Below are 15,265 nucleotides of genomic sequence, written 5' to 3'. Positions count from 1 at the left end.
TCTAAAATTTATTCTTGGAGGTACCTAGATTATGAATGAAGAACACATTTATGCAGAAGAAAGTGATATGAGACCGTTTGGGAGACCCGGCTTTGGGTTTGGCCGTCCGGGATTTGGGTTTGGCCGTCCGGGATTTGGGTTTGGGCGTCCGGGATTTGGGTTCGGACGTCCAGGTTTTGGGTTCGGACGTCCAGGTTTTGGATGGGGATTTGGCCGTCCATTTGGTTTTTACGGAGGGCCGTTCTTTGGCGGGCTTGTCGGCGGACTTGTAGGAAGCGCTTTATTCAATCCGTACCTGTACGGCGGTTACGGTTATGGCTACGGTTATCCTTATTACCCGTATCCGTATTTCTATTAAACAGAAAAGGCTCCCTCTGGATGGGGCCTTTTTATATAGGCCAAATGTCTTGACTTGACTGGCGCAGTTCAGATATTATTTTACTGCCCCAGAGGGAGGCAGCTGATTTATAAAGAGAGGGGGATTTGATATGATTGCAGGTTATATCTTCCTCACAATTGCTATTTTATCTGAGTCAATGGGTGCCGCCATGCTGAAAATCTCCCGCGGTTTTACGCGCTTTTTGCCAAGCGTGATGGTAGTGGCAGGCTATTCATTGGCGTTTTATATGCTTTCACTTACCCTGAACCTCATTCCGCTCAGCTTATCCTATGCGACATGGAGCGGAGTCGGAACGGTGCTCGCCGCCATTATCGGCGCAAAATGGTTTCATGAAAAATTGGACAAGCAGGCTGTGATTGGGCTGATCTTATTGCTGGCCGGTGTCATCCTGATGAATTGGTAGAAAGGAGGCAGAAAGATGAAAGGGATTTTATATTTGGCAGCCGCCATTTTGTCAGAAGTGTTCGGAAGCACGATGCTGAAGCTTTCAGACGGTTTTACGCACCTGTTGCCCGCTCTTGGTGTCATCGCCGGAATCGGCGCTTCCTTTATGTTTTTGAGCTTTTCTTTAAAAACCATCGATTTATCAAGCGCGTATGCGACGTGGTCAGGGGTCGGGACGGCTTTAACGGCAGTCGTCGGTTTTTTTGTTTTCAAGGAAGCCATGACAATCAAGATGATTATCGGGCTCATTTTGGTCATTGCCGGGGTGGCATTGTTAAATCACTCAAAATCACAAAAAGCAAAAAAAGATCAAACGGCCCGCAGCTGACCGTTTGAACTTATTATGCGCGGGCTGCTTTTACCTCAGCCTCCAGCTCCATTTCCACATTTCCTTGAACGGCGCGTGAAATCATACAAGAAGACTCCGCTTTCTCCGCTAATTTCCTCGCCAGGGCAAAATCCGTTTCTTTCGCATCGGGCTTTAATAAAATAAACGGACGGTGAATGATTTTCTGATACGTAAACACTCCGTTTGTCACATCTACGATTCCTTCAGACTCCATATGTAAATCCACTTTTTCCAAACCGCTTCTTTCCATCATTGCCGCAAGCGTAATGATATAACAAGTCGCAGCCGCCCCAAGCAGCATTTCATCGGGATTTGTCCCTGCTCCCGGCCCGTCCATTTCCTTAGGAATTGAAACAGCGGTTTCTAAATGACCGCTTTTAATATCGCCGACATCATTGCGTTTTCCGGGCCAGTTTGCTTTTAAATAAAAATGATGTTTTGCCATGGTGCCATCCTCCTTTTTTTTATCTTTTTTCAGCCTGCTGATCTTTCACTCGGTTGTCTTGTTTTTCGCTCAGAATACCCTTGATTGATCACTCTTTTTATCGTATGGACGAAACGGTAGAACTCATCTGTTTTTGTGTATTCTCTTTCACGGTAATCAAAATTATCAAAAAATGCTTCTCTCTGTTCTCTGCTGATTTCAAGCTGTATGCTCAGACCTGTTTTCCCCTGATTGTTAATATTTTCGGCATGAACTCCGGCCAGCCCGGTTTTAGAGGATGCAAGTTCAGCGGAAAAGCCGCTTCTTTCAAGAGCTTTTACCAGTTTTGCCGCGCGTTTTCGGTCGCTTCCTCCTACAAGGGTGTTTTTCCCGTCACCTTTATAACCGTGGACGGCTATGACATAGCGATGCTGCTTAATGCTTTTGAGTGCGACCGGTTCGTCAAAATTGGTGCTCGTAATGTGGAGGGTCTGATTATCGTGCGCTTTTAACCCTTCAAACAGATAGGTTGAAAAATCATCACTGAACGAACGGACGATCTCGCTTACTCCGCCCTCAATTCTGCCTCCGTGCGGCGACATGATTAATACCTGGCTTCCCTCGTGCCTGTTGTACGATATATGATAATCATCGGGATCTTCATGCTCCGCGAGACTTTTAAAATCTAAATATGTATCAGAAGCAGAGGGCTCAGGTTCTGACGCATAATGAACACATCTGATTAGTAAGACCATTGCTACAATAATAATGACATTAAGTAAAATTCTTTTCATCAGTTCTCCTTTCTATAAAAATGGGAATGTTCATTATATGATTTTTGTCAATAGGTTTTATCTTAACATTCTATTCACATTTTCATCAGTGAAAAACTTCCCGGTTTCAAAAAATCAATTGATTGTCACAGTTCAAGCTGTTTAACACCGGGCATCCGTGAAAAAAGGTTGAGACAGGATAAAATAAAAGGGAGAAATGCCCGAAATTTATAAGGACAGCAGGTTCAAGCCGTGCAGTTTTGCTGAGATTTCGCCCTCAGAAATCAACATCGGGCAGGAAAAAACAGATTGCACTACAAGATTTTTCGTACGGCATAACGACTTCATTCCCTTTGCCGCCTTTTTTCATATATATCATATCAATCGGAAGCGGGAATGTCTTCTTTGATATCTCCTCCTATTCCCTTCACCAAACTTTTGTTTCTCAATATCTCTCTTAAAAACCGCGTTTTAACCACAGCTATGAAGGACAAACAAACTGACCAAACATACTGCCTGTTCATAAGGTATAGAGAGAATCGCGAGAATGGGAGGAAACATATATATGTTTGGTTACTCGATGGTACAAATGGTGCGGTCAAATGCTCACAAGCTGGACTGGCCGCTCAGGGAAAATGTATTACAGTTATACAAACCCTTCAAATGGACACCTTGCTTTTTACACAGCTTTTTCGAAGCGAAGTTAAAAAACAGAAAGAAGATGTCGGTCATTATTGAATTTGAAGAAGGCCGCCATGAAACCGGTTATCACACTGCCGGCCAGGTCTTATCGAATGAGAAACGCTCCAAAATCAAAAAGCGGTTTCATAAAATCAATTGCTGCAGCGCGGATATCACTCCAACCGCTCTTCAAATGCTCCTTTCACAGTGTGAGGACATCCGTAAAGTCTATTTAAACCGGGAAGTAAAAGCGCTCTTGGATACAGCAACAGAGTCAGTCCATGCAAAGGAAGTCAAAAGAAACGGGACCTCTCTAACAGGTAAAGGAGTAAACGTCGCAGTCATCGATACCGGAATCTATCAGCATCCTGATTTAGAAGGCAGAATTACAGGATTTGCGGATTTTGTTAATCAAAGGACGGAGCCGTATGATGACAACGGACACGGGACACATTGCGCTGGTGATATCGCAAGCAGCGGCGCTTCGTCTTCGGGAAAATACCGGGGTCCGGCACCTGAAGCAAACCTTCTCGGCGTGAAGGTGTTAAACAAATCAGGGTCCGGAACATTAGCTGACATCATTGAGGGTGTCGAATGGTGCATTCATTACAATGAAAAGTATACTGAAAAACCGATCCGCATCATCAGCATGTCTCTCGGCGGTGAAGCGCTTCGTTATGACAAAGAAACAGATGACCCGCTCGTCAGGGCTGTCGAAGAGGCATGGAACGCAGGGATTGTCGTCTGTGTCGCCGCAGGAAACTCCGGCCCTGAGGCACAAACGATTTCAAGCCCCGGTGTCAGTGAAAAGGTCATTACCGTCGGTGCCTATGATGACAACGATACGGCAAGCAATGAAGACGATACAATTGCTGCATTTTCGAGCCGCGGCCCGACTGTATACGGGAAAGAGAAGCCTGATATTCTCGCACCCGGCGTGGATATTATTTCCCTCCGTTCCCCTCGGTCATACCTTGATAAATTACAAAAATCAAGCCGAGTGGGGTCGTTTTATTTTAGTTTGTCCGGCACATCCATGGCCACGCCGATCTGTGCCGGCGTCGCTGCGTTAATCCTCCAGCAGAATACGGAGCTTACACCTGATGAAGTAAAAACACTTATGAAACAAAGTCCGGATAAATGGACAAACGAAGACCCGAACATTTACGGGGCGGGTGCAGTGAACGCAGAAAATGCCGTTCCGAAAGAGTAAGCTCTTTAGCATTTTAAAAACGGAATCGTCTGCATCAGCAGATGGTTCCGTTTTTTCCCATTCAGATAAACATCGAAAAACTATTATAATGAGAAAACTCGGAAAATCTTTAGAGCCGCGGACTAAAAAAGATAAATATTAGCCGGTGTAATTCTAAAAAGAATAGGGAATAAGTATGGTGTAGAGCAAAAGGAGGAATAGCAATGGCACTTACAAACAGCGAATTCTCTGAATGGCTGAAACAACAAATCGGGCAGACGCTTGATATCAGAAAAGGCGAGCTGACAGACAGCCAGAATGAAATTTCCGACTTGGATCAAATCATGCTTCACCTTGATGACGTACTCGTCCGCAAAACAAATCATCCTGATGATTATGTAGCAGAGGAGGAACTCGTGCTGAAAGGTCAGGGAACGACCTATACGGAAGAAGGTAATGTCCCCCTCCCCCAAGACGCATATGAAATTCCTTTACTCGGCGACATTAAAATACAGCAGGAGCATGACGGATTGAAGGTACATACGGACCGCGCCGTTTATACAATCGGCACTCACCGGAAGCAATAACGAAAAAAACGCCGCTTATTCAGGGCGTTTTTTTCGTATTAGGCTTTTTCTTCCGTATAAGCGCGGAACTTTGTGATGGCGCAAATGAGAATTCCTAAAATGATGGCGATCGGAAGCCAGATGATCGCAAATTTATAATTCGGTTCGGCGAAAGCTGCGATTACCGCCCCGAAGCAATACAGCACAAGGGCAAGCGCGCGTAAAACAGCATCTCTCGTAAAATGCCCCCGGTCTCCCGCTTTATAAAACCTCCCGGTGAGATCTTCAAAAAAATTGGCAAGCGTTCCCGTTAAGACCGTCGTGGAAATACCCGCTACGCCAAGCGTTCTCGCAGCCGTCGTTTGCATTCCCATCGCAAAACTGAGAAGCATAATCAACACGTACACAGATACAACGTCCGCAAAAAGATAAGAGAACAGAGCGAATAAAAGCAAAACAGCCCCTTCAATCGCCAAAGCAGCCGTCACGGCACGCGGCCAGAATGATTTCTTTTTATTTCCGACAAGCGCAGCTGCCGCAACAACCCCGGCAATAAATCCGATCAGGGATGTGAGAGATTTGAGTACCGTCAGTTGCAATGAATTGCCGATCGCTAAGCCGAGCAGCACGATGTTCCCTGTCATATTGGCAGTAAATACATGTCCCAAGCTTAAGTAGCCAATCACATCCACAATTCCCGCCGTCATACATAGAAGTAAAAGCGTAATGTTTCGATATGCAGATACTGTCAATGTGATCCAATCCTTTCTCAGCCGATTCCAACTTATAAGTTTACTCTTTGCCGTTTCTAATGTCCAGCTGGCATAAAAAAACCTCCGGCAATGCCGGAGACCTGATTACTGAACGATAAACAATACCTTTGTACCATCGGAATATCCGCTCATTTGGTTTCCTACCCACGACCCCGCCCCGCGGTTGTCGGCAGGTGTCACATATCTGATGTCAGCCCCTGCCCCGCCTTCTGAGCAGACGGCCATCGGCCACTCGTCCCGGTCATAACCCGTTTTTGCGGGAACGCCTTTTAATGATTCTTTTCTTCTCTCGTCAGCTCCGTCCCGATCAATTGTACAAATATTTGAATGCCCCGCCGAAATGGCATCTTTTATATGATTTCCCGTTTCTGGATATCTTGATAAAGGGAAATACAGCACTTGATCGTATTGAGGCGCGGCTTTGGCGGCATCCTGCGAATGGATACCAACCCCCATAAAACCGAATTGAAGCAAAATCGCTAAAAGCAGACATACCGTCCATTTTTTTAAAGCAGTCATTTACAGCCTCCTCAAATGATGATATGAAGTGTAAATATGTATATTGGGCGGCCATGTTATAAATGATTACATACCAGAAAAAATTTCATATTTTGTTGATAATCAACGAAAATGGAGGCTTTATGATTTGTCTATTGAATCCATCTATATTTCCATATATAGTTTTAGACATACTCGTGAGCCGATGTAACCAGATTTTCAGGTTTCCGGCATCCGAAAGGAGGAATGTCCACCCGGTATGCGCGGCACGAGTGAATTCATGATCGAGATTGTTTGGTGATGTCTTTTAAAAACAGGAAGGCGGGAAGTAGATGGAAAAGTTAATGTTTCATCCACAGTCATCTGAGTTTAACGAAAACCCTTTTGCGGTTTTAGGCAAGTACAGAGAGCAAGACCCTATACATAAATTCGAATTACACCGTTTCGGCGGCGCATTTCCGACATGGTTAATTACGCGTTATGATGATTGTATGGCATTTTTAAAAGACAGCAGAATCACCAGAGACGTGAAGCGCGTGATGCCGAAGGAACAGATCGCAAAGCTGAATGTCAGCGAGGATATTGACTTTGTTTCAGATCATATGCTGGCTAAGGACCCGCCGGATCATAGCCGGCTGCGCTCTTTGGTGCACCAGGCGTTCACACCGCGTATGATTGAACAGCTGCGCGCAGGTATTGAACTGATTACGGAAGAGCTATTGGATGACATGGAAAAAAAAGCAGATCCCGATATCATAAGGGATTTCGCGGCCCGGCTTCCGTTCATTGTCATCTCCGAGCTGATCGGTATTCCTAAAGAGGACCGAGCCAAGTTCCAAGTGTGGACTAATGCGATGGTCGATACGTCAGAAAGCGGACAAGAAGCGACCAATCAAGCGCTCAGAGAGTTTAAGCAATATATTAAAACATTTATCCAAGAAAAAAGAACCAATCCGGCGGATGATTTGACGACGAAGCTCATTCATGCGGAAGAAGACGGCCAAAAGCTAAGCGAGACAGAATTGTATTCCATGCTGTTTTTATTAGTAGTCGCCGGACTTGAAACAACGGTTAATCTTCTCGGCTCAGGCACTTTGGCGCTTCTTTTGCACAAAGACCAATTAGAAAACGTAAAGCGGCAGCCCGAGATGATCAATACGGCGGTCGAGGAGCTTTTGAGGTATACCTCCCCTGTTGTAATGATGGCGAATCGCTGGGCAGTTGAGGATTTCACTTACAAAGGAGCCTCTATTAAAAAAGGTGACATGATTTTTATCGGAATCGGTTCGGCCAATCGAGATCCGGAATACTTTGATGATCCCGAAACGTTAAATGCAGCGAGAACGCCGAACCGACATATCTCTTTCGGCTTCGGCATCCATTTTTGTCTCGGGGCTCCGCTGGCCAGAATGGAAGCGGCAATTGCGTTTGCCGCGCTTTTAAGACGGTTTCCGAATATAGAGCTGAACATTGCCCGTGAGGATATCAAATGGAGAAAAAATGTGTTTTTAAGAGGGCTTGAGACCTTGCCTGTTTCACTATAAAATGGAAACCCCCCTTTGTTGGGGGTTTTCATTTCTTAATGACAATTCAAGTGTCTAATATGAATATTTAGTACATGATACGTTTAGTTTTATTTGAATGAAAAAGGCCGCCGGGTTGATACCGGCAGCCTTTTTTCATATTATCGCTTTATCAATTCATTTGTGTCTTCTAACTTTTTTCTGAACGATTTGAGGAAATTGGCACTTATTGTTCCCTTGTTCGCATACAGCTTTTCGCAAAATGACTTTATGGCGTTTTGCGGCTTCGTTTCTGACAGCATCATCACATGGCTGGACGAATGGACATCTAATAGATGAAACTGTTTCATGTGCCGTTCCCATTCTTCCCAATAGGCCTCATGGTCTAGAGAGATTTGATCATCCTGAATCGTTAAATAGCGTTCAAGCCCGCCGAGAAACAAGCCGCTTTTATTACGGAAATAGTAGCATTGCAGCGCTTCGGGATGAGGCAAAGGCTTAATGGTGTACTCCTCCATTCCGTAAGCGAGCTGCGTGTTTATCATTTGCTCAACCTGCATACGGATGGTGTCTTCTGATTTTGGCAATCCGCGTTTTTTCGCCAGCCCGATCAGCTCTTTCAAAAAGTCTTCTTCCTCCGCCTGTACGTCGATTTCTTCCCGGCTGATCAAAGCTTCCTCAGGCTTTTCCGGCTTGAGAAATGCGGTAAGCATCGTATTTACTGTTTGCAGCATGACGGATTTTAATGAAGGTTTTGTTTCTTTCCACTTTGTGCTGTACGGCGTATCGACCATGACGATGCTTTTTACTGCGTGCCCTGCCTCCTGCAGCAAGCGCGCTGTTTCATATGCAAGCATTCCGCCTAAGGAATACCCGCCGAGATCGTAAGGGCCTTTCGGCTGTACGGCTTGAATGATGTCCATATAATAAGCGGCCATCTCTTCAATTCCTTCCAGCGGCGTTTCCCCCGTCATAAAACCTTTTGCCTGAATGCCGTAAAAAGGGCGCTGGCTTTTTTTGGCGAATGGCTGATACGCTTCAACTCCGCCTGTTCCGCCGTGAAACCAATAAACAGGCCGGCCTTTTTCCCTTTCATTTAACTGAACAAGCTCAGGAAACTTCCTGTACAGAGCCCTTGATGAGACCTCATGATGATCCGCTGCTGCCAGCATGGTCATTTCCTCCAGCGTGCTGCACATTTGAAGCGCTTCGAGACTGATGCGCCGGTCAGCAGATGCCTCCAGCTTTTGCAGGAATTGAATACAGGAGATTGAATCAAAACCGTATTCAGTCAAGGGCTTTTGCGGATCGATGTCCGCTGTGTCCATCCCTAATATGTCGGCTAAGATGTAAAGCAGACCCTCGTTTTTGGAAGCAGTCTCTTTTGCAGCCGGAGAAACTTCGATGTCTTCCGTTTCAAATCCGCGCCAACACTTGTTTTTTTCAAAAGGGTACGTCGGCAGTGATATTTTCTGAACGTGTCTGCCTTGATGAAGCCGGTCCCAAGGGATATCCGCACCTCCGACCCAGCAAAATGCCAGTTTTTCTAAATTGTTTTCTGCTAATAGCGTCTCCATGACGACATCTCCGAGCGTTCCTTCTAATAATGCGCCGAGATCCCCTAATCCCGTCTTCTGGCTGCCGAGAAAGCCGGGAACGGAGCTTCGCAGCACACCGTTTACCTCAGAAACTTCTGCGTAATCTTTCAGTCCTTGAAGCAGTTCATCCTGATTACGGACGACCAATGCCAGACGGAAGTTCATAGCGTCGCGGCCGGTTTGGAGTGTATAAGCGAGATCCCGGAATGAAGGGACATCCTCTTTCTCCACAAAATCAGCCATTTGATGCGCAGCTGCTTTGAGCCGTTCCTCACTCTTGGCAGAAAGTACGATAAGCTGAGGCTCAGGCTGTCGTTCCGCTTCTTTTGGAGAAGGGCTGTACTGTTCCAAAATAACATGCGCATTTATGCCGCCGAATCCATAGCTGTTAATAGCGGCCCGGCGCGGGATTTGTCTGCCCGTGTGATCTGTCAGCTGTCTCCATTCATGATTTTCTTCAGTGAGACGGAATCGGCTCTTTTGAATCGGCATTTGGTCATTTACGGCAGTAAATCCGGGAATACCCGGTATGGTGTTTTCTTTCATCGCCATCGCCACCTTCATGAGCGCGGCCATCCCGGAAGCAAGTTCGCCATGGCCGATGCAAGGCTTCAGACTGCTGATATAACAAGGATGTTCTTCTTGATTGCTTTGCTCCGCTCCTTCAAGCTCGCTGTATCCCGCCTTTAATGCATTGAATTCAATCGCGTCTGCAAGCTGGGATGCAATGCCGTGGGCTTCGACATATGTGACAGTTCGCGGATCAACGTCAGATCCTTCATATGCTTTTTTCATTGCGGCCTTCATTCCGGCCGGGTTTGGCGCGTGGAGCGACATTCCCTTGCCGCCATGAGACACGCCGGTTCCTTTAATGACCATATAAATGCGGTCGCCGTCTTCGATTGCTTTTTGCAGCGGCTTGATGATGAAGACTCCAGCACCTTCGCTTCTGACAAAACCGTCGGCGTCATTCTGGAAGGATTTAGCTTGCCCTTCCTTGCTTAAATACCCCATGGAATCAAAGCCGAGAAAGCCCTTCGGCGAAAGCAGGACATTGGCGGCGCCGACGACTGCTTGCTCACATTCATTATTGCGGATGGCTTGAATCGCCCTGTGCAAGGCAACAAGCGTTGACGCACATGCCGCTTCGTAATATTCGCTCGGCCCATGCAAATTCAGGGTATACGAAATCCGGTTCGGAATGATGGACGGGATCGCCGCGCCATTGTTCGGATCGCTGTTGCCTGCGGCAACGAAAACGCCTGTCGGCCGGTTTGATAACACCTTACTGGTCAGTCCCGCATCCTCCATGGCCTTCCATGTATGTGTCAGCAAGAGAAACTGCTCCGGGCTCATTTGTGACGCTTCTTTAGGCGATATCCCAAAAAACAGCGGATCAAATTCGCCTATACCGTATATAAAACCGCCCCAGCGAAGGCTTGATTTGTCCTCATCCGCACCGTACCGGCGCCAATCCCAGCGCTCCTCCGGAATTTCAGTGACACAATTGTCTCCGTTTACGACATGTTTCCAAAATGATTGGATATCAGAAGACTGCGGAAACTGTCCTGACATGCCGATGATCGCCATTCCGTCCTTCTTATGCGCGTCATTTTGTCCTTCATGTTTTTCCTCCGGCAAAGCTTTTGTTTGCGTATCCATACGCTCTTCTGCCTGCTGCTCGTGATCAAGCAATTGAGAAAATTCGGCCTCGTATTCTGATGCAAAATATCCGGTCAGCTCTTCAATCGTCGGATACTCGAAAAACAATGTCGGGTTAACATCTATTTTTGCATCATGTTCAATCTCTTTTGTCAGACCGATCAAACGGGCTGAATCAATTCCCAAGTCCATAATATTGGCATCAACACGCGGGGATGCAGCCGGATCGCTCATCATCCCGGCAAGCTTACCGGTAACATAACGGCGGATATCATCTGTGAGACTTCCCGCACTCAGTCTGCCTGCACAGTTGGGGTCAGGTCGAACCGGCTGTTCTGTTTGACCCGCAGCCGTGCGGAACCGTTTCAAAGAATAGCCCTCATACCGGATCACGGTCTCAGCTGCATCGTTGATGACATCCGCGTTAAACAGGATCATTTCTCCCGTATGTTTCGCTAAGGTGATGTGCAGCCAGCAGTCCGTCAATTTTGTCTGATTGCTGAATTGAATGGAATTAATGCCAAATGGCAAGAAGCTGCCTGCGTCTGATTGATCCAATAAAGAAAGAATAGCCAAGTAAGCGCTGTTGGCGATAAATGGGCTGATGGCATAATCATGCGCCCGGAGTGATTCGTGTCGGTTCAGACTCAGTCTTGCCAAAACCGCGCCGTTTCCTTTGAAAAGACGGGTGACAGCTTTAAATTCTTCTCCCCATCTGACGGCACCGGTTCCGTCTCCATATATGTCTTCTATATGATCCATTTCACGATACGACTGCTGAATGGCCTTTACATCTACGCTTTTTTTCTGGAATTGATACGGACGGCACTCGGCGTAAGCGGCCTGTTTCCAATCGCGGGATGTGCGGCTGCGATACATTATGTTTAGTTCAACAGACGGGCCGTTTGGCCTTGATTCTGTTTTAAGCTCGATATGATCTCCCTTTTGGACGGTGACAGGGCTGACATAATTTAATTTGCTGATCTGACCTCCTTCCGCTTCAGGAAAGATGTCATAAAACGCATCGGCGGCCAGGCTTCCGTATGTAGCCCCGACAAGCACTTGTTCGCCGTTAAACTGATGACCTTTCACATACGGTTCATCGTATCTATAAACATCTGACTCGCTTTCTGTATCACCGAAATGAAAAGCGGTCCGGTGGTCAAAAGCATAGTTTGGCAGATGGATGAAGTGCTCTTTCTGTTCCTGATCAAATATGACCGTCTCTCCTGCTGCCCATTGTCGCGCCCGCTTTCCGATCTCAGAAGAGGAGGTAACGTCAGTCTTCGGATTCATCCGGTAAGCTGTCAGTTTTTTCACCAGTTCCTGAACCGAAGCGGCCGTAAACGCTGCGCGATATTCGGTATGGTGCGTTCTCTTTTGTAAAGCAGATGCGATGCCGGCCAGATGATGAGAAGGTGTCTTTTCTAAAAAGACCAGCAATTTGTCTAGAAATGCTTCAAGGCTCCATTTCGTTTTCGCTGAGACAGGAATTAGGTATTCCTCAGGGCCGATGTCTGCTCCATGCGCACAGTCCGGGCTGATATATTCTTCTACGATGAGATTCGCATATGCCCCGCCGGCGCCAAACGAGTTAATCATGCTTCTCCGCGGAAGGGTATCGCCTGTTTCAGAGTCCTTCAGTCGTTCCCAATGCTCGGTTTGTTCCTGCAGGTAAAAAGCCGTTTGATCGAGAGTAATATTCGGGTTTTGCGGGCTTGCATTAATGGTCGGAACCAATATTTCCCTGTCCATCTGCAGCAGTACCTTAGTAAGCTGGGACATGCCCGAAGCCGCCTCCAAGTGCCCAAGATTGGACTTTACGGAGCCAAGCGCGCAAAACTGCTTTTTATCGGTATATTGGGAAAACGCATTTGTTAGGGCTATGACCTCAATCGGGTCTCCTAATACCGATCCGTTTGCCGCAGATTCAACATAACTGATCGTTTCCGGGTCAATACCGGCTTTGTCAATAGACGCAGCCATCAGCTTCGCCTGCTGTTTCGGATCGGGGGCCGTGTACATCTGCCTTCCGCCGCTGTGGCACAAAGCGCTGCTTTTTATCACGCCGTAAATATGGTCTTTGTCGGCAATCGCTTTAGAGAGCGGCTTCAAGAGCACCGCGCCGACGCCTTCTCCCGGCATGAGCCCCGTGCCTGTTCCGAAGCTTTTACTTTCACTCCCTTTTTCCAGCAAATTCGCCCGCTCGAGCGCATCATATTTGGACGGCTCAAGCGTCAAGTTCACTCCGCCGGCAATGGCCATTGAACAGCTGTTCAGCTTCAGGCTTTCACAGGCAAGATGAACGGCGCTCAGCGAGCTGGAGCATGCGGTCGTAACTCCCATGCTCGGACCCGTTAAATTGAAGTAATGAGAGATGCGGTTGGCGATATGCCAATCCCCTCCGTTAGAGCTGAGGGCCGCTTGCTCCAATGACGGGATATTCCAAAAATATTGGTTGTACATACTGCCCATAAAGACGCCGATGCCGGCTTCTGTTTCCTGCCATTTATTCAATCTCTCTAAAGAGTAGCCGCCGTTTTCAAATGTTTCCCACACCGTCTCAAGGCTTAAACGAAGCTCAGGCGTCATTTCCATCACATGGGCTTCATTTATTTCAAACAGGTGATGGTCAAAGGCATCGATATTTTGCAGGAATCCTCCGTACCGCTTTTTACCGCCGCCTCCGGATGTTTCTTTCGCTAATGTTTTCAGAAGCGATGTCTGCCACCTTTTTTCAGGCGCTTCGGTAATACAGCTGTCTCCGGCTTGTAAGTGCTCCCACAGCTCATCGAGCGTATCAGATAATGGGTAGCGCCCGCTTATGCCGATAATGGCAATGTCCTCACAATCTGATCGGGCAGAAACCGCTGCCGGTTCCGGCTTAGGCGCTTTTGGCTCTTCTTTTATAAATCGCCGCGTCTCAATGACAGGAGGAGCCTCTTTCTTGATAATCGGTGCCGTTTTCTTCTTTTCAGGAGGCGCTTGCTCTGTAACAAACGCCTTTTGCAGCTTATCCGGAAAGTTTTCAAGTAAATATGCGGCAAGCTCTTTTGTATTCGTGTGTTCGAAAAGAATCGTTTTCGGAAGCTCGCCCGTCAATGCTTCCAGCTCACGGATAAAATTCACCTGCAAAATGGAGTCGATTCCGTATTTTTCAAAGCTGGTTTCAACATGAATACGTTCTGGAGAAAGCTTTATCGATTTCGCTAACGTTTCTTTTATAAATTGAACCGTTTGGTCTGTGATAGACAAACCGAGTTCGGAAGCTCCGACTTGCTCAGCAGACGCTGCGATTTCCGGGGCCGCCTGCACATCCGGCTGTTTTTGCCTGATTACCCCGTCACTTTCAGCGGCCACGATTTGCTGGCCGAGCTTGTGCGACGATTCTGCCATAAATGTAACGTACCGGAACCCCTCGGCCTCCAGCACCTTTTGCCAGGCTTCGGGATATAAGCCCGGGCAGCCCGGGATGCGCAATTCAGCATCTTCATAGAGCCACCAGCCTTCTAAAAGGCCGAATGTCAGGTGAGAATAGACCGAATGGCTGCTGATTTCGTTCAAGAGCAAAATACCGTTCTTTTTGAGCACCGCTTTGGCGTTGCGCAGCGTTTTCCGGATATTTTTCGTCGCGTGAAGAACATTTGCCGCAATCACCGCGTCATAGGCCCCCGCCTCTATTTCCTGCAGGACGGGAGGCTCTTCCACATTAAATCGCTTATAGGTCAAATACGGATTATAGGGGCCGTATTCTTTTTCAGCATGCATTAAAAAAGCCTTCGACAAATCGGTATAGCAATATTCTTTTACACAATGTTTGTATTCTTTTAATCTTTGGAAGACAGCGGCGCTTGTTCCGCCCGTGCCCGCTCCGATTTCTAATATCCGAACCTCAGCTGACGGGTCTTGCTTCACCCGTTCTTCAATGAAGGCTGTCAGTGTGTCGGCGAGCACTTCATTAAAATAATCTGCGGTTGTATTGTTCTTATAAATTCCTTCCACTAAATTCATAGAGGAATCGGGAAACAGAATATCAGTGGCAGAAACTCTGCCGGATAAAATATCCGGCAAAGCTCTGAGTGCTGTCTCTACTAAAATGATCATCGCCTGTTTATTACTGTCCTTGAGTAAAGGAGTTTTCTTTTCATCCCATTCTTTCCACAGCACATCCGCACGTTCTATCGGTTTCGTTAAAACGCACGTATTTTCGGACTGTTTGAGAAAACCGTTTCGCACTAAGATTGAGATGCTTTCTTCAAGCCATCTTCCGTAAAAATCCTGTAAGACCGGCTGAGTATTGTTTTCTGTAAAAAATCCGATAGACTTCAGCTGGCCTGCTAATAGTTTGTAAAGAAGATCTTCAGTGTTTTGCAAAGCCGTCT

General features: G+C 46.9%; 11 protein-coding genes. 6 read left to right on the top strand and 5 right to left on the bottom strand.

The features are described 5' to 3' along the window. The first annotated feature begins 67 nt into the window (after nucleotides 1–67). The 3 genes from AXI59_RS16875 (at nucleotide 68) to erbB (ending at nucleotide 1,172) form a co-directional block, all read left to right on the top strand. Nucleotides 68–358 (top strand): hypothetical protein, encoded by a 291-nt coding sequence (locus AXI59_RS16875; protein WP_476693144.1) that lies wholly within the window; start codon nucleotides 68–70, stop codon nucleotides 356–358. A gap of 130 nt (nucleotides 359–488) precedes the next feature. Beyond that, the gene (gene erbA, locus AXI59_RS16870; protein ID WP_061520619.1) at nucleotides 489–803 is read left to right on the top strand and encodes an SMR family multidrug efflux transporter EbrA; all 315 of its coding nucleotides are present in this window, start codon (nucleotides 489–491) and stop codon (nucleotides 801–803) included. A gap of 15 nt (nucleotides 804–818) precedes the next feature. Continuing rightward, complete coding sequence (gene erbB / locus AXI59_RS16865) at nucleotides 819–1,172, top strand: SMR family multidrug efflux transporter EbrB (RefSeq protein ID WP_061520618.1); 354 nt, start codon at nucleotides 819–821, stop codon at nucleotides 1,170–1,172. 13 nt (nucleotides 1,173–1,185) lie between these two features. On the opposite strand, the gene AXI59_RS16860 is transcribed toward erbB, so the two are convergent. Together AXI59_RS16860 and AXI59_RS16855 are read right to left on the bottom strand one after the other, a co-directional pair. Beyond that, nucleotides 1,186–1,638, bottom strand: coding sequence for an OsmC family protein (locus tag AXI59_RS16860; protein ID WP_061520617.1), 453 nt, complete (start codon nucleotides 1,636–1,638; stop codon nucleotides 1,186–1,188). A gap of 29 nt (nucleotides 1,639–1,667) precedes the next feature. After that, nucleotides 1,668–2,411 (bottom strand): poly-gamma-glutamate hydrolase family protein, encoded by a 744-nt coding sequence (locus AXI59_RS16855; protein WP_061520616.1) that lies wholly within the window; start codon nucleotides 2,409–2,411, stop codon nucleotides 1,668–1,670. 544 nt (nucleotides 2,412–2,955) lie between these two features. Between AXI59_RS16855 and AXI59_RS16850 the strand changes: the two genes are divergently transcribed. Then, on the top strand, nucleotides 2,956–4,284 hold the full coding sequence (locus AXI59_RS16850; protein ID WP_061528783.1) for a S8 family peptidase: 1,329 nt from the start codon (nucleotides 2,956–2,958) through the stop codon (nucleotides 4,282–4,284). A gap of 203 nt (nucleotides 4,285–4,487) precedes the next feature. Then, on the top strand, nucleotides 4,488–4,850 hold the full coding sequence (ymzB, locus tag AXI59_RS16845; protein ID WP_061528782.1) for a protein YmzB: 363 nt from the start codon (nucleotides 4,488–4,490) through the stop codon (nucleotides 4,848–4,850). 38 nt (nucleotides 4,851–4,888) lie between these two features. Here the strand turns inward: ymzB and AXI59_RS16840 are convergent, their stop codons facing one another. Together AXI59_RS16840 and AXI59_RS16835 are read right to left on the bottom strand one after the other, a co-directional pair. Next, on the bottom strand, nucleotides 4,889–5,581 hold the full coding sequence (locus AXI59_RS16840) for a YoaK family protein (protein WP_061528781.1): 693 nt from the start codon (nucleotides 5,579–5,581) through the stop codon (nucleotides 4,889–4,891). Nucleotides 5,582–5,686: 105 nt separating this feature from the next. Then, entirely contained in the window at nucleotides 5,687–6,121 is a 435-nt protein-coding gene (locus AXI59_RS16835; RefSeq protein WP_061528780.1) for a NucA/NucB deoxyribonuclease domain-containing protein, read from the bottom strand. 311 nt (nucleotides 6,122–6,432) lie between these two features. On the opposite strand from AXI59_RS16835, the gene AXI59_RS16830 reads away from it, so the two are divergent. Further along, complete coding sequence (locus tag AXI59_RS16830) at nucleotides 6,433–7,644, top strand: cytochrome P450 family protein (RefSeq protein ID WP_061528779.1); 1,212 nt, start codon at nucleotides 6,433–6,435, stop codon at nucleotides 7,642–7,644. A gap of 140 nt (nucleotides 7,645–7,784) precedes the next feature. Here AXI59_RS16830 and AXI59_RS16825 read toward each other — a convergent pair whose 3' ends face one another. Then, complete coding sequence (locus AXI59_RS16825; RefSeq protein WP_061528778.1) at nucleotides 7,785–15,257, bottom strand: beta-ketoacyl synthase N-terminal-like domain-containing protein; 7,473 nt, start codon at nucleotides 15,255–15,257, stop codon at nucleotides 7,785–7,787. Nucleotides 15,258–15,265 lie beyond the last annotated feature (8 nt).

Source organism: Bacillus nakamurai (assembly GCF_001584325.1).
In the GTDB taxonomy this organism is placed as follows: domain Bacteria; phylum Bacillota; class Bacilli; order Bacillales; family Bacillaceae; genus Bacillus; species Bacillus nakamurai.
The sequence above is the reverse complement of the archived record's forward strand: the minus strand, read 5'-3'. Positions and strand labels throughout refer to the sequence as shown.